General features: G+C 73.6%; 16 protein-coding genes. 7 read left to right on the top strand and 9 right to left on the bottom strand.

The annotated features are described in order from the left end of the window. Positions 1-80: 80 nt before the first annotated feature. Positions 81-962, bottom strand: coding sequence for a Cgl0159 family (beta/alpha)8-fold protein (locus tag ABEA77_RS09805; protein ID WP_425588250.1), 882 nt, complete (start codon positions 960-962; stop codon positions 81-83). A gap of 101 nt (positions 963-1,063) precedes the next feature. Continuing rightward, a complete protein-coding gene (gene iolC / locus ABEA77_RS09800; protein ID WP_345644055.1) occupies positions 1,064-2,086 on the bottom strand; it encodes a 5-dehydro-2-deoxygluconokinase in 1,023 nt (340 codons plus the stop codon). A gap of 158 nt (positions 2,087-2,244) precedes the next feature. Between iolC and ABEA77_RS09795 the strand changes: the two genes are divergently transcribed. The 3 genes from ABEA77_RS09795 to ABEA77_RS09785 all read left to right on the top strand — a co-directional run bounded on the left by ABEA77_RS09795 (position 2,245) and on the right by ABEA77_RS09785 (position 4,062). Further along, on the top strand, positions 2,245-3,180 hold the full coding sequence (locus ABEA77_RS09795; protein ID WP_345644052.1) for a sugar phosphate isomerase/epimerase family protein: 936 nt from the start codon (positions 2,245-2,247) through the stop codon (positions 3,178-3,180). 346 nt (positions 3,181-3,526) lie between these two features. Then, a complete protein-coding gene (locus tag ABEA77_RS09790; protein ID WP_345644049.1) occupies positions 3,527-3,724 on the top strand; it encodes a helix-turn-helix transcriptional regulator in 198 nt (65 codons plus the stop codon). 119 nt (positions 3,725-3,843) lie between these two features. Continuing rightward, positions 3,844-4,062 carry a heavy-metal-associated domain-containing protein gene (locus ABEA77_RS09785; protein ID WP_345644047.1) on the top strand — a complete coding sequence of 73 codons (219 nt, stop codon included), beginning with the start codon at positions 3,844-3,846 and terminating at the stop codon, positions 4,060-4,062. 446 nt (positions 4,063-4,508) lie between these two features. Here the strand turns inward: ABEA77_RS09785 and ABEA77_RS09780 are convergent, their stop codons facing one another. The 5 genes from ABEA77_RS09780 to ABEA77_RS09760 form a co-directional block, all read right to left on the bottom strand. Continuing rightward, on the bottom strand, positions 4,509-5,822 hold the full coding sequence (locus tag ABEA77_RS09780) for a citrate synthase (RefSeq protein ID WP_345644044.1): 1,314 nt from the start codon (positions 5,820-5,822) through the stop codon (positions 4,509-4,511). Between the two features lie 120 nt (positions 5,823-5,942). Further along, the gene (gene recD2 / locus ABEA77_RS09775) at positions 5,943-8,228 is read right to left on the bottom strand and encodes an SF1B family DNA helicase RecD2 (RefSeq protein WP_345644041.1); all 2,286 of its coding nucleotides are present in this window, start codon (positions 8,226-8,228) and stop codon (positions 5,943-5,945) included. A gap of 73 nt (positions 8,229-8,301) precedes the next feature. After that, the gene (locus tag ABEA77_RS09770; RefSeq protein WP_345644038.1) at positions 8,302-9,099 is read right to left on the bottom strand and encodes a sugar phosphate isomerase/epimerase family protein; all 798 of its coding nucleotides are present in this window, start codon (positions 9,097-9,099) and stop codon (positions 8,302-8,304) included. Between the two features lie 44 nt (positions 9,100-9,143). Continuing rightward, positions 9,144-10,319: a dihydrodipicolinate synthase family protein gene (locus ABEA77_RS09765; protein ID WP_345644035.1), complete on the bottom strand. Its 1,176-nt coding sequence runs from the start codon at positions 10,317-10,319 to the stop codon at positions 9,144-9,146. Further along, positions 10,316-11,467, bottom strand: a complete 1,152-nt coding sequence (locus tag ABEA77_RS09760) for a Gfo/Idh/MocA family protein (protein ID WP_345644032.1) — start codon at positions 11,465-11,467, stop codon at positions 10,316-10,318. Before ABEA77_RS09760 ends, ABEA77_RS09765 begins: the two co-directional genes overlap by 4 nt. A gap of 141 nt (positions 11,468-11,608) precedes the next feature. On the opposite strand from ABEA77_RS09760, the gene ABEA77_RS09755 reads away from it, so the two are divergent. Continuing rightward, on the top strand, positions 11,609-12,694 hold the full coding sequence (locus tag ABEA77_RS09755; protein WP_345644030.1) for a LacI family DNA-binding transcriptional regulator: 1,086 nt from the start codon (positions 11,609-11,611) through the stop codon (positions 12,692-12,694). A gap of 37 nt (positions 12,695-12,731) precedes the next feature. On the opposite strand, the gene ABEA77_RS09750 is transcribed toward ABEA77_RS09755, so the two are convergent. Next, positions 12,732-13,595, bottom strand: coding sequence for a helix-turn-helix transcriptional regulator (locus ABEA77_RS09750; protein WP_345644028.1), 864 nt, complete (start codon positions 13,593-13,595; stop codon positions 12,732-12,734). A 194-nt stretch (positions 13,596-13,789) separates the two neighbouring features. Here ABEA77_RS09750 and ABEA77_RS33935 point away from each other — a divergent pair, with 194 nt between their 5' ends. The 3 genes from ABEA77_RS33935 (at position 13,790) to ABEA77_RS09735 (ending at position 15,807) form a co-directional block, all read left to right on the top strand. Next, entirely contained in the window at positions 13,790-14,098 is a 309-nt protein-coding gene (locus ABEA77_RS33935) for an SDR family NAD(P)-dependent oxidoreductase (RefSeq protein WP_425588248.1), read from the top strand. Then, positions 14,016-14,333, top strand: a complete 318-nt coding sequence (locus ABEA77_RS09740; protein WP_345644023.1) for an SDR family NAD(P)-dependent oxidoreductase — start codon at positions 14,016-14,018, stop codon at positions 14,331-14,333. Before ABEA77_RS33935 ends, ABEA77_RS09740 begins: the two co-directional genes overlap by 83 nt. Positions 14,334-14,991: 658 nt before the next feature. Then, positions 14,992-15,807, top strand: a complete 816-nt coding sequence (locus tag ABEA77_RS09735) for a sugar phosphate isomerase/epimerase family protein (RefSeq protein WP_345644020.1) — start codon at positions 14,992-14,994, stop codon at positions 15,805-15,807. Between the two features lie 166 nt (positions 15,808-15,973). Here the strand turns inward: ABEA77_RS09735 and ABEA77_RS09730 are convergent, their stop codons facing one another. Further along, a complete protein-coding gene (locus ABEA77_RS09730) occupies positions 15,974-17,419 on the bottom strand; it encodes a S28 family serine protease (protein WP_345644017.1) in 1,446 nt (481 codons plus the stop codon). Between the last annotated feature and the right edge of the window lie 25 nt (positions 17,420-17,444).

Below are 17,444 nucleotides of genomic sequence, written 5' to 3'. Positions count from 1 at the left end.
CGTCTACTCCTTCCCCCGCCCGGCCGCCTCCGCCGTGCGGGCCCGCGCCCCGCCGTGCGCCGCGCGGCCCGCCCCGCCGTTCAGAGCAGCCCCACGGCCGTGTCGACCGCCTTCACCACGTCACCGTCCGCCGGGTACAGCAGCGACCTGCCGGCGACGAGCCCCTGCACGGTCGGCAGCCGCAGCGCGCTGCGCCACTTCTCGTACGTACCCTCCTGGTCGTCCCCGATCTCGCCGCCGAGCAGGACGGCGGGGAGCGTGGACGCCGCCATGACGCGGGCCATGTCCGCCGGTTCTTCGGTGACCGGCACCTTGAGCCAGGTGTACGCGGAGGTCCCGGCCAGCCCGGAGGCCACGGCGATGGAGCGGGTGACCGCGGCGGCGCTCAGGTCGGTGCGCAGCCGTCCGTCGGGGCCCCTGCGGCACAGGAAGGGCTCCACGAAGACCGGCAGCCCGTGGGCGGCCATCGCGTCCACGGCGCGCGCGGCCGACAGCAGCGTGGCGACCGAGCCGCTGCCGGGGTCGTCGTAGTCGACGCGCAGCAGCAGCTTGCCCGCGTCGAACCCGGCGGCCGCCACGTCCTCGGCGCGGTACCCGGTGAAGCGGTCGTCCAGTTCGAAGGCGGCGCCCGCGAGGCCGCCCCTGTTCATGGAGCCGACGACGACCCGGTCCTCAAGGGCGCCGAGGAGCAGCAGGTCCTCCAGGACGTCGGCGGTGCCGAGCACGCCGTCCACGCCCGGCCTCGACAGCGCGAGGCAGAGCCGGCCGAGCAGGTCGGCGCGGTCCGCCATGGCGAGCGGGTCGCCGCCGACGCCGAGCGCGCCGCGGGCCGGGTGGTCGGCCGCGATGATCATCAGCCGTCCTGTGGGGCCGAGCAGCGGCCTGCGCGCCCGCAGCGCCGCCGCCTCGGCGACGGCCCCTGGCCGCCGCGCCCGCAGCCTGGCGAGCGCCCCGACGTCGATCCGGCCCTGCGCGGTCCTCGGCACGGCGGGGGGCCTTGCAGGGGCCGCCGCCGCGGCGGGCTCCGCGGTCCCGGGACCGGGGACGGCCCGCTCCCTGGCGCTCACCGTCCGTTCCCCCGGCCGTGCGGCGCGGCGGTTCCGGCCGCCTCGACGGGCGGCGCGTCGCGCTCGGGCGGCACCGGGCCGCCGGCCGCGACCTGGTCGACCTCCTCCGCGTACGGCATCGCGGAGGAGCAGGCGAGCCGGGAGGCGACGATCGCGCCCGCCGCGTTGGCGTACCGCATGGCGCGTTCGAGGGGCCAGCCCGCGAGGAGGCCGCGGCAGAGCGCGCCGCCGAACGCGTCGCCCGCGCCGAGGCCGTTGACGACCTCGACGGGGACCGGCGGCACCCGCGCCGACGTGCCGTCGCGGTGGACGGCGAGCACGCCGGCCGGGCCCTGTTTGACGACGGCGAGCTCGGGCCCCGCGGCGAGCAGCGCGCGGGCCGCCGCGTGCGGCTCGCGCTCGCCGACCGCGGCCTCGCACTCGTCGAGGTTGCCCACCGCGACCGTGGCCCCTGCGAGGGCCGCCGCGTACACCTCGCGCGGGTCCTCGTCCCAGAACATCGGCCGCCAGTCGAGGTCGAAGACCGTGGTGCCGCGCCGGGCTCGGTGGTCGAGCGCCGCGAGCGTGGCGGTGCGGCTCGGCTCCGCGCACAGCCCGGTGCCGGTCATCCAGAAGACGCGGGCGGCGCCGATGGCGTCGAGGTCGAGCTCGTGCGGATGGATCTCCAGGTCGGGGGCCTTGGGGCGGCGGTAGAAGTAGAGCGGGAAGTCGTCGGGCGGGAAGACCTCGCAGAAGGTGATCGGCGTCGGGTACTGGGCCACCGGGCTCACCCAGCGGTCGTCGACGCCGAACTCCCGCAGCTGACGGTGGAGGTAGGCGCCGAACGGGTCCGCTCCCGTGCGGGTCACGACGGCCGTGCGCAGCCCGAGCCGGGCGCCCGCGACGGCGACGTTGGCCGCGGAGCCGCCGAGGAACCTGCCGAAGCTGTCCACGTCCTGGAGGGGCACCGAGGTACGCAGCGGGTACAGGTCCACGCCGATCCGGCCCATCGTGATCACGTCGTACGGTCCGGGGTCCATGGGTGCCGCCCCTCCGCCTCTCTCGGACCTGCCTCGCGGGCTCTCCTCGCGGAGGCCGGGACCTGTCTACTGCGCCGCGCGAAGCCCTGTCAACGCTATGTCCGGACATTCGGACGTTGTCTTGACACTGCTTCGCGGCGGCCGGGAAGCTGACCGCCATGGCCTCCTCAGTGCCCCCGTCACCGTCGTCGCCGCCGTCGCCGCCGCCGCGCATCCGGGTCGGCTCCGCCCCCGACTCGTGGGGCGTCTGGTTCCCCGAAGACCCCCGCCAGGTGCCGTGGCAGCGCTTCCTGGACGAGGTCGCGGAGGCGGGGTACGAGTGGATCGAGCTGGGCCCGTACGGCTACCTGCCGAGCGAGCCGGCGCGGCTGCTCGACGAGACGGGCAGCCGTGGCCTGCGGGTCTCGGCGGGCACGGTCTTCACCGGGCTGCACCACGGCCCCGGCGTCTGGGACGCCACCTGGGACCACGTGGCGTCGGTCGCCGCCCTCGCGCGGGCGGCGGGCGCGGAGCACCTCGTCGTCATCCCCGCCTTCTGGCGGGACGACAAGACGGGCGAGGTCCTTGAGGACCGGACGCTGACGGCCGCGCAGTGGCGCGACCTCACGTCCCTGACCGGGCGCCTCGGCCGCGAGGTGCGGGAGCGGTACGGGCTGCGGATCGTCTTCCACCCGCACGCCGACACCCATGTGGACACTCCGGAGAACGTGGCGCGCTTCCTCGACGCCACGGATCCCGACGCGGTGTCGCTCTGCCTGGACACCGGGCACTACGCGTACTGCGGCGGCGACAGCGTCGCGTTGATCGAGACGTACGGCGAGCGCCTCGGCTATCTGCATCTGAAGCAGGTGGACACCGGGGTGCTCGCGCAGGTGGCGGCGGAGGGGCTGCCGTTCGGTCCCGCCGTGGCGCGGGGCGTGATGTGCGAGCCGCCGACCGGGGTGCCCGCGCTCGAACCGGTGCTCGCGGCGGCGGGGCGGCTGGGCGTGGACCTGTTCGCGATCGTGGAGCAGGACATGTATCCGTGCGAGCCGGACCGGCCGCTGCCGGTCGCCCGCAGGACCCGCCGCTTCCTGCGCGGCTGCGGGGTCTGACCTCGCACTCCCGCGCCCCCCGGGGGGCGTGCACACGGGCCCGCGCGCCCGCCGCCGTCAGCGCGCGTCCCCGCACTTCATTACAACGGTTTCCCTTTCGCCACAAGAGTTGACGTCTGCGGACTTCCACCCCAGAGAACCGTTTCTGTCACAAAAGTTGATCATTCGTCACGGATATCTCCGTTACGCGGGTTTCGGGCCACAGGCGCGTGACAGGCATCGACACCCCGTCACTCTGCGCAGCTGAATGGGCACAGGCTCGGTGATCCACGAGCCGATCGCACCGCGGACCCCCCGGCCGGCCGTCAGGACCGCCGCCGCGGTGCGCGCAGGGAGGCGCCTCACCATGACCGACACCGGACTCTGGTCCTACAAGGAGATCGCCGCGCACATCCGGGTGCAGCCGGACACCGTCCGCTCGTACCGCAAGCACGGGCTCCTTCCGTCGCCGGACCACGTGGAGAACGGCAAGCCGTACTGGTTCGCGGACACGATCCGCGCCTGGGTGGCGAACCGCCCGGGCAACCGGGGACGGCGTGGCTGACCGCGCCGCGCCGCACCCGCGCGGGACCGGCCGCACGACCACCCCCTCGGCGGCCGACCCCATACCCCCTAGGGGTAAAGTGGCACCACCCTGCCACCACGTTCGTCCGGGAGGACGCCATGAGCAACGTCACCACCGTCTACCAGGTCACGGGCATGAGCTGCGGCCACTGCGAGGGCGCGGTGACCGAGGAGATCTCCGGGATCGAGGGCGTCCTGTCCGTCGAGGCTGCGGCGGACACCGGCACCGTGACGGTGACCTCCGCGAGCCCGCTCGACGAGGGCGCCGTGCGCGCCGCGGTCGACGAGGCCGGGTACGAGCTGGCGGGCCGGCTCTGACAGCCCCCGCGGCCGGCGACGGCCGCCACCTGGAGACATGACCAGGTCTTTACCGTCGCCTGTCCTTCACATGGGGCACGAGTCCTTCACAGCGAGACCTAGATCACATAGATTTATGGGTAACCATTCGAGCAGCTCGTGTGTCATAGAGGACGATGCCATTGAACGTCTTGGGGGACGTTCACGAGATGTCTTGGGGGACATCTCGGGCACAGCGCTAGACCGGGGACGTGCACCGGGGAGCTTGAGCGGCCCTCCCGTACGTACCCCGGTCGAACCGCACACGTAGCCGCACCTGGTTACGGCATACGCCCGGCCCGGATCCCGTGGGGGGAATCCGCTCCGGGGATATGGAAAGCGCCCCGCCTACCGACCCGTGGGGGGATCGGTGGCGGGGCGCTTTTCGCGCTCCGGGCCCGCGCTCTGCGCGGCCGGCGAAGGCTCGGTCAGCGGGCCTCGACCGGCACGAAGTCGCGCTCGACCTCGCCCGTGTAGATCTGCCGCGGACGGCCGATGCGGGAGCCGGGCTCCTTGATCATCTCGGTCCACTGGGCGATCCAGCCGGGCAGCCTGCCGATGGCGAACAGAACCGTGAACATCTCGGTCGGGAAGCCCATGGCGCGGTAGATCAGGCCGGTGTAGAAGTCGACGTTCGGGTAGAGCTTGCGCTCGACGAAGTAGTCGTCCGCGAGGGCGTGCTCCTCCAGCTTGAGCGCGATGTCGAGCAGCTCGTCCGACTTGCCGAGGGCCGAGAGGACGTCGTGCGCCGCCGCCTTGATGATCTTCGCCCGGGGGTCGAAGTTCTTGTAGACGCGGTGGCCGAAGCCCATCAGCTTGACGCCGTCCTCCTTGTTCTTCACCTTGCGGATGAAGGTGTCGACGTCGCTGCCGCTGGCCTGGATGCCCTCCAGCATCTCCAGCACGGACTGGTTGGCACCGCCGTGCAGGGGCCCCCAGAGGGCGTTGATGCCGGCCGAGATCGAGGCGAACATGTTCGCCTGCGAGGAGCCGACGAGGCGCACCGTGGACGTGGAGCAGTTCTGCTCGTGGTCCGCGTGCAGGATGAACAGCTTGTCCAGGGCGGAGACGACGACCGGGTCGAGGTCGTACTCCTGGGCCGGGACGGAGAAGGTCATCCGCAGGAAGTTCTCGACGTACCCGAGGTCGTTGCGCGGGTAGACGAAGGGGTGCCCGACGGACTTCTTGTACGCGTACGCGGCGATCGTCGGCAGCTTGGCGAGCAGCCGGATCGTCGAGAGGTCGCGCTGGCGCTCGTCGAACGGGTTGTGACTGTCCTGGTAGAACGTCGACAGCGCGCTGACCACGGAGGACAGCATCGCCATCGGGTGGGCGTCCCGGGGGAAGCCGTCGTAGAACCGCTTGACGTCCTCGTGGAGCAGCGTGTGCCGGGTGATCTCGCTCTTGAACGTGGCGAGCTGGTCGACGGTGGGCAGCTCACCGTGGATCAGCAGGTACGCCACCTCGACGAAGCTGGACCGCTCGGCCAGCTGCTCGATGGGGTAGCCGCGGTACCGCAGGATGCCCTGCTCGCCGTCCAGATAGGTGATCGAGGACTGGTAGGCGGCCGTGTTGCCGTAACCGCTGTCCAGGGTCACCAGACCGGTCTGATTGCGGAGCTTGCCGATGTCGAAGCCCTTGTCACCGACGGTGCTGTCGATCACCGGGTAGGTGTACTCGCCATCGCCGTACCGAAGTACTACCGCGTCGTTGTCGCGTTTCTCGCTCACGTCATCCCTCACCGACGTAGTGCCTCTTCTTCGAGGTGCCCTGATGTCTCTACCATCCCCCATTTGGCGCAGGAAGGTGCACTCGGGGTCGAGCATTGGGCTCATTGGCGGCACTCAGTGCCGCCAACCTCCTCATCCTGCCCCCTTCGCCCCGGTTCCGGAAGTCCTCCGTGATGTTTCATACCCCGATGGTCCGAGGGCGAGGCGGTGGTCGAGCGCGGTGAAGCGGCGGCCCGCCGACACGGCGCGGACGGCCTGCCCGATCGCCTGCCGGGAGCCCACGAGGACGACGAGCCGCTTGGCCCGGGTGACCGCCGTGTACAGCAGATTGCGCTGGAGCATCATCCAGGCGCTCCTGGTCACCGGGATGACGACGGCCGGGTACTCGCTGCCCTGGGAGCGGTGGATGGTGACCGCGTACGCGTGGGACAGCTCGTCCAGTTCGTCGAAGTCGTACGGCACCTCCTCGTCCTCGTCGGTGAGCACGGTCAGCCGCTGGTCCTCCTGGCTGAGGGACGTGACGACGCCCACGGTGCCGTTGAAGACGCCGTTGCGCCCCTTCTCGTAGTTGTTCCTGATCTGCGTGACCTTGTCGCCGACGCGGAAGACCCGGCCGCCCGCGCGCCGCTCCGGCAGGTCGGGGCGCGCGGGCGTGATGGCCTGCTGGAGCAGGCCGTTGAGCACGCCCGCGCCCGCGGGGCCGCGGTGCATCGGGGCGAGCACCTGCACGTCCCTGCGCGGGTCGAGGCCGAACTTCGCGGGGATGCGGCGCGCCGCCACGTCCACCGCGAGGCGGCCCGCGTCCTCCGTCTCCTCCGCGACGAACAGGAAGAAGTCGTCGAGCCCCTGGGTGAGGGGCGGCCTGCCCTCGTTGATCCGGTGCGCGTTGGTGACGACGCCGGACTGCTGTGCCTGGCGGAAGATCCGGGTGAGCCGCACGCGCGGCACGGGTCCGCCCTCGGCGAGCAGGTCGCGCAGCACCTCGCCCGCGCCCACGGAGGGCAACTGGTCCACGTCGCCGACGAGCAGCAGGTGGGCGCCGGGCGGCACGGCCTTCACCAGTTTGTTGGCAAGCAGCAGGTCCAGCATGGACGCCTCGTCCACCACCACGAGGTCGGCGTCGAGCGGGCGGTCCGCGTCGTAGGCGGCGTCGCCGCCCGGCTTGAGTTCGAGCAGCCGGTGCACGGTGGACGCCTCGGCGCCCGTCAGCTCCGCGAGCCGCTTCGCCGCCCGGCCGGTCGGCGCGGCCAGCACCACGGTGGCGCCCCGCGCGCGGGCCAGCTCCACCACCGAGCGCACGGTGAACGACTTGCCGCAGCCCGGACCGCCGGTCAGGACGGCGACCTTCTCGGTCAGCGCGAGCCGCACCGCCTGCTCCTGCTCGGGGGCGAGGGAGACGCCCGTGCGCCCGGCGAGCCAGCGCAGCGCCCTGCCCCAGTCCACGTCGCGGAAGGCCGGCATGCGGTCCTCCTCCGCGCGCAGCAGGCGGCGCACCCGCCCGGCGAGCGACAGCTCGGCGCGGTGGAAGGGGACGAGGTAGACGGCGGTGACGTCCTCGCCGTCCGGCCCCGGCACCCGCTCGCGCACCACGCCCTCCTCGTCCGCCGCGAGCTGAGCGAGGCACTCGATGACGAGCCCCGTGTCGACCTGGAGCAGCTTCACGCCGTCCGCGATGAGCTGGTCCTCGGGCAGGAAGCAGTGGCCCTGGTCGGTGGACTGGGAGAGCGCGTACTGGAGCCCCGCCCTGACCCGCTCGGGGCTGTCGTGCGGGATCCCCACGGACTGGGCGATCCGGTCGGCGGTGAGGAAGCCGATGCCCCACACGTCGGCGGCGAGGCGGTACGGCTCCTCGCGGACGACGGAGATCGACGCGTCCCCGTACTTCTTGTAGATGCGCACGGCGATGGAGGTGGAGACGCCGACACCCTGGAGGAAGACCATGACCTCCTTGATGGCCTTCTGCTCCTCCCAGGCCTCCGCGATCTTCTTGGTGCGCTTGGGGCCGAGCCCCGGCACCTCGATCAGCCGCTTCGGGTCCTGCTCGATGATGTCGAGGGTGTCGAGGCCGAAGTGGCTCACGATGCGGTCGGCGAAGACCGGGCCGATGCCCTTGACGAGCCCGGAGCCGAGGTAGCGGCGGATGCCCTGGATCGTGGCGGGCAGGGTCACGCGGTAGTTGTCGACGGTGAACTGCCTGCCGTACTGCGGGTGGGAGCCCCAGCGGCCCTCCATGCGCAGCGACTCGCCCGGCTGGGCGCCGAGCAGCGCCCCGACGACGGTCAGCAGGTCGCCGCCGCGCCCGGTGTCGACACGCGCGACGGTGTAGCCGGTCTCCTCGCTGGCGAACGTGATCCGTTCGAGGACCCCTTCGAGGACGGCGAGGCCCTGCGGGGTGGTCTGCTGGGGCGTACGGGACATGCTCCGACGCTACCGCCGCCCTCCGACGGTCCGGCGCCCCCGGGCCCCGCGGCGGACGCGGGGCCCGGGGTTCTCAGAGCGCGTGCCGTACGTAGCGGCGCGCCACGTCCGCGAGGAGTTCCACGCCGTCCCGCCGCCACAGCTCGTCGTTGAACAGCTCCACCTCGATCGGGCCGGTGTAGCCGGCGGCGTCCACCCGCTCCCGCCACCGCCTCAGGTCCACGGCGCCGTCCCCGATCAGGCCGCGGCCGTTGAGCACACCCGCGGGCAGCGGGGTGACCCAGTCGGCGAGTTGGAAGGAGTGGATCCTGCCCTGCCGTCCGGCGCGCGCCACGGCGTCGGGGGCCCGGTCGTCCCACCAGATGTGGTAGGTGTCCACGACCACGCCGACCTGCTCGGCGGGGAAGCGCTCGGCGAGCGCGAGCGCCTGGTCGAGCGTGGAGACCACGCACCGGTCGGAGGCGAACATCGGGTGCAGCGGCTCGATCGCGAGCCGCACGCCGTGCTCGCCCGCGTACGGGGCGAGTTCGGCGAGGGCGTCCGCGATGCGCTCTCTGGCCGCGCCGAGATCCCGCTCGCCCGCCGGCAGCCCGCCGGAGACCAGCACCAGGGTGCCGGTGCCCAGTGCGGCGCACTCGTCGACCGCGGCCCGGTTGTCGGCGAGTGCGGCGGCGCGCTCGCCCGGGTCGACGGCGGTGAGGAAGCCGCCCCTGCACAGGGTGGTGACGCGCAGCCCCGCGTCCCGCACGAGCCGCGCCGCGGCCGCGACCCCGTACTCCTGCACGGGGGCGCGCCAGAGGCCGACGCCCGGCACGCCCCACCGCACGCAGGCCGTGGTGAGTTCGGGCAGGGAGAGCTGTCTGACGGTCATCTGGTTGATGCTCAAGCGGCTCAGGTCGCCGGCCACGCGCGCGCTCACTGCTCCACCCCGTACACGGCGAGCAGGCTCCGCATCCGGGCTGCGGCCAGCCCGGGGTCGGGGAACAGGCCGAGCGTGTCGGCGAGTTCGTAGGCCCGCGCCAGGTGCGGCAGGGAGCGCGCGGACTGCTGGTGGCCCGCCATCGCGAAGTGGTCCTGGTGCCCCGCGAGCCAGGCGAGGAGGACCACGCCCGTCTTGTAGAACCGCGTGGGCGCCTCGAAGAGGTGCCGCGACAGCTCCACGCTCGGGTCGAGCAGCTCCCTGAAGCCCTCGACGTCGCCGGTGTCGAGCACCCGCAGCGCCGCGGCGGCCAGTGGCGCGAGCGGGTCGAAGATGCCCAGCAGGGCGTGGCTGAAGCCCTGTTCGTCCCCTGCGACGAGCTCCGGGTAGTGGAAGTCGTCGCCCGTGTAGCAGCGCACGCCGTCCGGGAGGCGGCGGCGCACGGCGATCTCGCGCCCGGCGTCGAGCAGGGAGATCTTGATGCCGTCGACCTTGTCCGGGTGGTCCGCGATCACGTCGAGGAAGGTGGCGGTGGCCGCGTCCAGGTCGGTGCTGCCCCAGTAGCCGTCGAGCGCGGGGTCGAACATCGGCCCGAGCCAGTGCAGGATCACCGGCCGGTCGGCCTGGCGCAGCAGATGGGCGTAGGTCTCCCGGTAGGCGTCGGGGCCGTCCGCCGCGGCGGCGAGGGCGCGCGAGGCCATCAGGATGGCCTGCGCGCCGGTCTCCTCGACGAGCGCGAGCTGCTCCTCGTACGCGGCCCGTACCTCGGCCAGGGAGCGGGCGCCCGGGGCGAGTTGGTCGGTGCCCACACCGCAGGCGATGCGCCCGCCCACGGCCCGCGCCTCGGCTGCCGAGCGGCGGATCAGCTCGGCCGCGCCCGCCCAGTCGAGGCCCATGCCGCGCTGCGCGGTGTCCATGGCCTCCGCGACGCCGAGGCCGCGCGCCCACAGGTGGCGGCGGAAGGCGAGGGTGGCGTCCCAGTCGAGCGCGGCGGGCCCGTCCGGGGTCGTGTCCGCGTACGGGTCGGCGACGACGTGCGCCGCGGCGAAGACCGTACGGGAGGCGGCGGGCGCGGCCCCGGCGTCCGCGGCGAGGAACGCGGCGGGCGCCGCGCGGTGGGTGTACGGCCTGAGCCCGCCGCCCGCGGCGGGCAGCAGCAGCCGGGCGCTCACAGGGTCAGCTCCGGCACGTCGAGGCGGCGGCCCTCCGCGTGGGAGCGCAGGCCGAGTTGGGCCAGCTGCACGCCGCGCGCGCCGGCCAGCAGGTCCCAGGCGAAGGGCTCGTCGAGCGCGACATGGCGCAGGAACAGCTCCCACTCGGCCTTGAAGCCGTTGTCGAACTCGGTGTTGTCGGGGACCTCCTGCCACTGGGCGCGGAAGTCGTAGGTGGCGGGCAGGTCGGGGTTCCACACCGGCTTCGGGGTGGTGCCGCGGTGCTGCGCCCGGCAGGTGCGCAGGCCCGCGACGGCCGAGCCGTGGGTGCCGTCGACCTGGAACTCGACCAGCTCGTCGCGGTTGACCCGCACCGCCCAGGAGGAGTTGATCTGCGCGACGGCGCCGCCCTCCAGCTGGAAGATGCCGTACGCGGCGTCGTCGGCCGTCGCCTCGTAGGTCCTGCCCTGCTCGTCCACGCGCTGCGGGATGTGCGTGGCGACGTGTGCCTGGACGGAGGTCACGCGGCCGAACAGGTCGTGCAGCACGTACTCCCAGTGCGGGAACATGTCGACGGTGATGCCACCGCCGTCCTGCGCGCGGTAGTTCCAGGAGGGGCGCTGGGCCTCCTGCCAGTCGCCCTCGAAGACCCAGTAGCCGAACTCGCCCCGCACGGAGAGGATCCGGCCGAAGAAGCCGCCGTCGATCAGGCGCTTCAGCTTCAGCAGGCCCGGCAGGAAGACCTTGTCCTGCACGACGCCGTGCTTGACGCCCGCGGCGTTGGCGCGGCGGGCGAGGTCGAGCGCGCCGTCGAGGTCGGTCGCGGTGGGCTTCTCGGCGTAGATGTGCTTGCCCGCCGCTACGGCCTTCCTGACGGCCTCGACGCGTGCCGAGGTGACCTGCGCGTCGAAGTAGATCTCGACGGTGTCGTCGGCGAGCACCGCGTCGAGGTCGGTGGACCACTCGGTCAGGCCGTGGCGCCCCGCGATCTCCTTCAGCGCGTGCTCGCGGCGGCCGACGAGCACCGGCTCGGGCCACAGGGTCTCGCCGCCGCCCAGGTCGAGGCCGCCCTGCTCCCTCAGCGCCAGCACGGAGCGCACCAGGTGCTGCCGGTAGCCCATCCGTCCCGTGACGCCGTTCATGGCGATCCGGACTGTTCTGCGTCCCACGAAGTTCCCTCCACACCACACATAGCAAGCGCTTTCTACCGTGGGGAAAGCTAACCTGCTCCGGGGCCCCGGACAAGAGCGGCGGCGGGATCGGCCACCCGGTCCGCGCCCGGGGGGGCGCGGACACAGCGGAGGAGAGCGATGACAGTGACCCTGGCGGATGTGGCGGCACGCGCCGGGGTGTCGCCCGCCACCGTCTCCCGCGTACTGAACGGCAACTACCCGGTGGCCACCGCGACCAGGGACCGGGTGCTGCGCGCCGTGGACGACCTGGACTACGTGCTCAACGGCCCGGCGAGTTCGCTCGCCGCCGCCACCTCCGACCTGGTGGGCGTCCTCGTCAACGACATCGCCGATCCCTTCTTCGGGATCATGGCGGGCGCGGCGCAGACGGAGATCGCGGGCCAGGACGCGGCGGGCGGCCAGGGCCGCTCAGGCGGCGAGAAGCTCGCCGTGGTGTGCAACACCGGCGGGTCGCCCGAGCGCGAACTCACCTATCTCACCCTGCTCCAGCGCCAGCGCGCGGCCGCGGTGATCCTCACCGGCGGCGCGCTGGAGGACGCGGAGCACGGCGCGGCCGTGGCGGCGAAGCTGGGGCGGCTCGCGGCGGCCGGGACCCGGGTGGTGCTGTGCGGCCGGCCGCCGCTGCCCGGCGGTGACGCCGCGCTCGCGGCGCTCGCCTTCGACGACCGGGGCGGCGGGCGCCGTCTGACGGAGCACCTGCTGGCGCTCGGGCACCGCGTGATCGGCTATGTGGCGGGGCCGCCGGAGCGCACCACCACCCGCCACCGCCTCGAAGGCCACCGCGCGGCGCTGCTGGCCGCGGGGGCGCCCGGCGCGGGCGACGCCGCGGCGCAGGACCGGCTCACCCTGCACGGCCCCTACAGCCGTCGCTCCGGCTATGAGGCCACCCTCGAACTGCTGCGCAGGGAGCCCGCCTTGACCGCGGTCGTGGCGGCCAACGACACGGTCGCGCTCGGTGCCTGCGCGGCCGTGCGCGACCAGGGGCTGCGCATCCCGCAGGACGTGTCGGTCGCGGGCTTCGACGATCTGCCGTTCTCGGTGGACGCGGTGCCCGCGCTGACGACCGTGCGCCTGCCGCTCCAGGCGGCCGGGGCCCGCGCCGGGCGGCTCGCGATGGGTACGGAGGCGCCGCCGCCCGGCGGCATCGCGACGATCCCCGCGGAGCTGATGGTCCGGGCGTCGACGGCGCCGCCGCGCGGCTGAGCGGCACCGCCTGCCGTCGGTGGCCGGGTCGGCGGGGTCAGCAGGCGGGGAGGACCGTCGCCCCCTCGGAGGCGTCCTTGTCGGCGAGGGCGGCCGGCAGGCGCAGGCCGTCCGCGGAGGACGAGCCTGGCTCGGCCTGGTGGACGAGCGGTTGCTGGCCGGGCGCGCTGTTCACCGCGAACGTCTCGTAGGTGAGGGTGAGATCGCCGACCACCGGATGGTGGAAACTCTTGTCCGAGGATGTCTTGGGACGGACGTCATGGCTGTTCCACAGCCGGACGAAGTCCTCGCTCCCGGCGGAGAGTTCCGCCACCAGCGCGACCAGCCGCGGGTCGTACGGATTGGCGCCCGCGGCGGCGCGCAGGGAGCCGACGCCGTTGCGCGCCCCCCGCTCCCACTCGGCGTAGAAGCCGCGGGAGGCCGGGGAGAGGAAGACGAACCGCAGCAGGCTGTCGCCGGGCGGCAGCTGCGAGAACAGCACCCTGGTCAGGCTGTTGGCCGCCAGCACGTACAGGCAGCGGCTCAGCACCATGGCCGGGGTGTCCTTCCAGCCCTCCATCAGCCGCAGCAGCTGCGGGCTCACCTCCTCGCCCCACTCCGTGCGGAAGCGCCCGCCTGCGCGCAGGCGGGCGAGGCCGAGCAGATGGGCGCGCGCCTGCGCGTCGAGCCGCAGCACGGCGGCCAGCGCGTCGAGCACCTGGTCGGACGGGTGCCGCTCGCGCCCCTGTTCCAACCGGGTGTAGTAGTCCGTGCTCACCCCGGCGAGGGCCGCCACCTCCTCGCGGCGCAGGCCCGGCGTCCTGCGGCGCCCGCCCGTCGCCGTCCCGGGCTCCGGCGCGGTGGCCACGCGCCGGGCCCGCAGGAACGCGCCGAGTTCGTTGGTGTGCCTGGTGTCGTTCATGCCTCACCACGCGGTGTGCCGGCCCTCTCGTCTCCCGCGGAACGCGGACCCGCCAGTCTGCCGGGCCCGGCCGTGCCCGGCCCGCTCAGCGCGTAGCGGAGGGCCGACCGGCGCGGACGGCGACCGTGCCCGAAGGCGCCCCGGCCGATCCGCCCGATCGCGGCCGGCATGTCCTCGAAGGCGCCGACGGACTCATGGAACGCGTCAGCGAGCGGTACGGGCGCCTCGACGGCCTGTTCGCCAACGCGGGGGCCGGCATCTTCAAGACGGTGCACGACACCGGGGAGGAGGACTTCGACGAGCTCGTCACGGTGAATCTCAAGGGCGTGTTCTTCACGGTGCAGAAGGCGCTTCCGCTGCTGCGGCGGGCGGGCGGGCGGCTCGGTCGTGCTCAACGCCTCGTGGACCATGCACCGGGGCATGGCGCCCGCCGCCGTGTACGCGGCCACCAGGGCGGCCGTCCACAACCTCGCCCGCTCGCTCGGCGCCGACCTCGCCCATGAGGGCATCCGCGTGAACTCGGTGAGCCCCGGCTACATCCGCACACCGATGTACGACACCTTCGCACCTGGCGAGAGCGGCCGGGAGGCCACCGCGGCCGTGGTCCCCGCGGGCCACTACGGGACGCCCGGGGACATCGCCCAGACGGTCGGCTTCCTCCTCTCGCCGCAGGCCCACTACATCGTCGGCCAGGACCTGGTGGTCGACGACGGCCTCATCATGGGCCTGCCCCGCTAGTTCCCCGAGTCAGGGGTTGCCCCGCGAGTACCAGGTGGCGATGACACGACCTTGTCGTGGTCGGCGTCGCCTGGCCGGCCCGCATCGCCGGCCGCCTCCGGCCGGCTCTCGCGCCCCAACCGCGGCGGCGCTTCCGAAGGACACCGCGCCGACCGTGGACGGCACCCGGCTCCCACGCGCGACCGCGGCCCGGCCGTCCCGGCAGGGAACGACCGGTACTCCACGGGGCACCAGGTCGTCACCGGCGCCGGCACCCGGCTCGTCGCCGCAGGACGAGGGTTTCGCGCGGCGCCGGTGTCGGTCCGGATGTCCTTGAAGCGGTGCGCGCCGAAGCCGGGTTCACGCAGCACCAGCAGGGTCCAGCGTTCGCCGACGATCTGGAGGACGTCGGCGACGGAGCAGACCCGGGGTGCCCCCAGGTCGGTTGGTCCGCTGTCCGGACTCGCCGCTCCACCGTGACGCAGCCCGCGGCGCCCGCCCGCGCCCCGGGGCCCGCCGGCCCGACGCCCGACAGGTGAGCGGCAGCTCCCAGCGGGGCGCTGGGGGGAGCGGTGGCGGTCCGCGCGGTTCTGCGACGCTTCCAGGGGCAGGCTCGCCGTGCGGGGCCGTGCGCCGGCCCCGGAAGCGCGGACGAGGACCAAGAGGGAGGAACACACTCGTGAAGCTGGCCTTCTCGACCCTGGGGGTGCCCGGCATGCCGGTCCCCGACGTGGTCGAACTCGCGGTGTCGGCGGGCTACCGGGGAGTGGAGCTGCGCGGGCACCCGGAGGAGCCCGTGCACCCGGGCCTCGGTGCCGCCGAACGCGCCGCGGTGGTGAAGGAGTTCGCCCGCGCGGGCGTGGAGATCCTCGCGGTCGCCGGATACGCGCGCGCCGCCGACCTCACGGTGCAGGACAGCGCTTTCCACCAGGAGGTCGACGGCCTGCTGCGGCTCGCCCACGACCTGGGGGCCCGGTACGTGCGGGTGTTCCCCGGCGCGGGCGGCACGCCGGGCCCCGAGGCGGACGCCGCGGCGGCCAGGCGGCTCGGTCTCGCGGCCGAGACCGCGGGCGACCTCGGGGTGCGCATCCTGCTGGAGACCCACGACTCGCACCGCACGGGCCGGGACGCGGAGCGCGTGGTGGCCGCGGTGGGCCATCCGCGGGTCGGTGTGCTCTGGGACGTGATGCACACCTGGCTGGGTGGCGAGACACCCGCGGCCACCCGCGCGGCCCTCGGCCCCTACCTGGGATACGTGCAGGTCAAGGACATCGCGTCGAAGGACGACACCACACCGCTCGCGCTCGGCGCGGGAGTGCTGCCGCTGGCCGGGTGCCTCGGCGGCCTCTCCCCCGCCACCCTGCCCGACGGCACACCGGCCGAGGACTTCTGGGTGTGCTGGGAGTACGAGAAGCGGTGGTACGAGGACGCGCCGCCGCTCCCGCCGCTGCTCGCCGCGGGCCGTGAGCACCTGGAGGCGCTGCGCACGGCCTGAGGGCGCGCACGGCTCGCGGTGCGGCCGGTGCGCCGCCGTCGCCCGGCGCGGCCGTGCCCGCCGCCTGTCCGCCGGGGGCGACGGGCGCGGGGTCCGTGCGCCCGGTACGGCCGCGGCGGCCGTACGGCCGGGTCCCGGCCCGCACGCGCCGGCCGGGACCGCCGGGCTACGGCAGCGTCGCGGGCCCCCGGGTCAGCGGTCGCTCGTCGAGCCGCTTGTCGAACGGCGCGAGCGGCCTCGCCTTGGTCTCGTCCCGCTGGACCGCCGGCGACGCGACGCCCGCCCAGGCGAGGATGCGCGCCGTCGCCCTGGCCTTCTGGGCGGGCACGAGGCCCGCGACGTCGGCGCCGTGGTTGGCGCCCGGCGCGGTGAAGACGTAGCTGTCGCGCGAGCCCTGCCCGACGCGGAAGCGCTCGGAGCCCCACGGGTCGTTCTGCCCGTACACGAACAGCATGTGCTCGGCGTGGTGCCGCACCCAGCGGTCCACGTCCGGCATCGCGGACGGGTCGAAGCGCATCGGGATCGAGCGCGGCACGAAGTGGCGCGGCGGCTGGTAGCCGTAGCGGCTGAGGCCGCCGAGCCAGGGCTGCCGGATGTCGGGCGAGCCGAGCTGGGTGCCCGCCTGGTAGTAGTACGGCGTGTACGCGGCGAGCCCCTGGTCGGTGTAGGCGGAGAACCCGGAGATCGCGTCCACGCTGTCGTAGATCTGCTGGTCCGTGGCGGCACCGGCGTCGGCGGGCAGGGAGTCGCAGTCGGAGAGCAGGCTGTACTGCCAGAACGCCCACACGTAGTCGAGCACGACCGCCTCGTACGCCTTGTCGAGGCTGCCGACCGTGTCGAAGGTGTAGCCGGCGGCGCGGACCCGGTCGGCGTACTCCGCCTCAAGTGGCGCGCGCCGGATCAGGGCCTCGCGCTGCACGGCCTCGACGCGCTCGCGGCAGGCGGGGGTGCCGACGGTCGCGAGGAAGCGGTCGTACGCCGAGTCCTCCGTGTTGACCACGTCGTCGGGCGCCACGTACGCGACGACGCCGTCCATGTCGCGCGGGTAGAAGCGCTCGTAGTAGGTGGCGGTCATGCCGCCCTTGGAGCCGCCGGTGGCCAGCCAGCGCTTCGGGTAGATCTTCCTGAGCGCCGCGAAGACGCGGTGCTGGTCGCTCGCCGCCTGCCAGATGTCCAGCTTCTTCCAGTCGGCGGGCTCGGGGCGCGACGGGGTGAAGTAGCGGTACTCCAGGGAGACCTGGTTGCCGTCGACGATCTGCGCGGGCTCGCTGCGGCTCGGTGTGGTGGAGACGTTGTAGCCGCTGGTGAAGAAGACCGTGGGCCGGTCGACTCCCTTGTGCAGCAGGGTGATCCGCTGCTCGAAGGTGCCACGCGACGGGTCGCGGTGGTCGACGGGCTGGGTGTAGTCGAGGACGAAGTAGCGGTAGCCGTCGACCGGCTTCTCCTGGATGAGGCTCATGCCGGGGATCGCGAGGACGCGGTCCTCGATGTCCTGGCCGGCCCCCGCGGCGGACTCGTCGGTGTGCGGTTGCGCGGCGTCGGCCGCGCCTGCCGCGCCGAGCGCGCCTATCAGCAGCGCGAGACCCAGCAGCCATCTGAGCGCCTTGCCCATTCCCACTCCCTCGTGTTCATGACAG

Origin of the sequence: Streptomyces tremellae (assembly GCF_039540215.1) — a bacterium.
Classification (GTDB): Bacteria; Actinomycetota; Actinomycetes; order Streptomycetales; family Streptomycetaceae; genus Streptomyces; species Streptomyces tremellae.
Note: the sequence above shows the minus strand (reverse complement) of the source record. Positions and strands in the feature narration are given on the sequence as shown.

Bases quoted from the DNA above. Each gene is read 5' to 3' on its own strand.
- ABEA77_RS09785 (WP_345644047.1), top strand. From the start codon at position 3,844: ATGAGCAACGTCACCACCGTCTACCAGGTCACGGGCATGAGCTGCGGC.
- ABEA77_RS09755 (WP_345644030.1), top strand. From the start codon at position 11,609: ATGACAGTGACCCTGGCGGATGTGGCGGCACGCGCCGGGGTGTCGCCC.
- ABEA77_RS09795 (WP_345644052.1), top strand. From the start codon at position 2,245: ATGGCCTCCTCAGTGCCCCCGTCACCGTCGTCGCCGCCGTCGCCGCCG.
- ABEA77_RS09790 (WP_345644049.1), top strand. From the start codon at position 3,527: ATGACCGACACCGGACTCTGGTCCTACAAGGAGATCGCCGCGCACATC.
- iolC (WP_345644055.1), bottom strand. From the start codon at position 2,086: ATGGACCCCGGACCGTACGACGTGATCACGATGGGCCGGATCGGCGTG.
- ABEA77_RS09770 (WP_345644038.1), bottom strand. From the start codon at position 9,099: ATGACCGTCAGACAGCTCTCCCTGCCCGAACTCACCACGGCCTGCGTG.
- ABEA77_RS33935 (WP_425588248.1), top strand. From the start codon at position 13,790: ATGGAACGCGTCAGCGAGCGGTACGGGCGCCTCGACGGCCTGTTCGCC.
- recD2 (WP_345644041.1), bottom strand. From the start codon at position 8,228: ATGTCCCGTACGCCCCAGCAGACCACCCCGCAGGGCCTCGCCGTCCTC.
- ABEA77_RS09730 (WP_345644017.1), bottom strand. From the start codon at position 17,419: ATGGGCAAGGCGCTCAGATGGCTGCTGGGTCTCGCGCTGCTGATAGGC.
- ABEA77_RS09740 (WP_345644023.1), top strand. From the start codon at position 14,016: ATGGCGCCCGCCGCCGTGTACGCGGCCACCAGGGCGGCCGTCCACAAC.
- ABEA77_RS09750 (WP_345644028.1), bottom strand. From the start codon at position 13,595: ATGAACGACACCAGGCACACCAACGAACTCGGCGCGTTCCTGCGGGCC.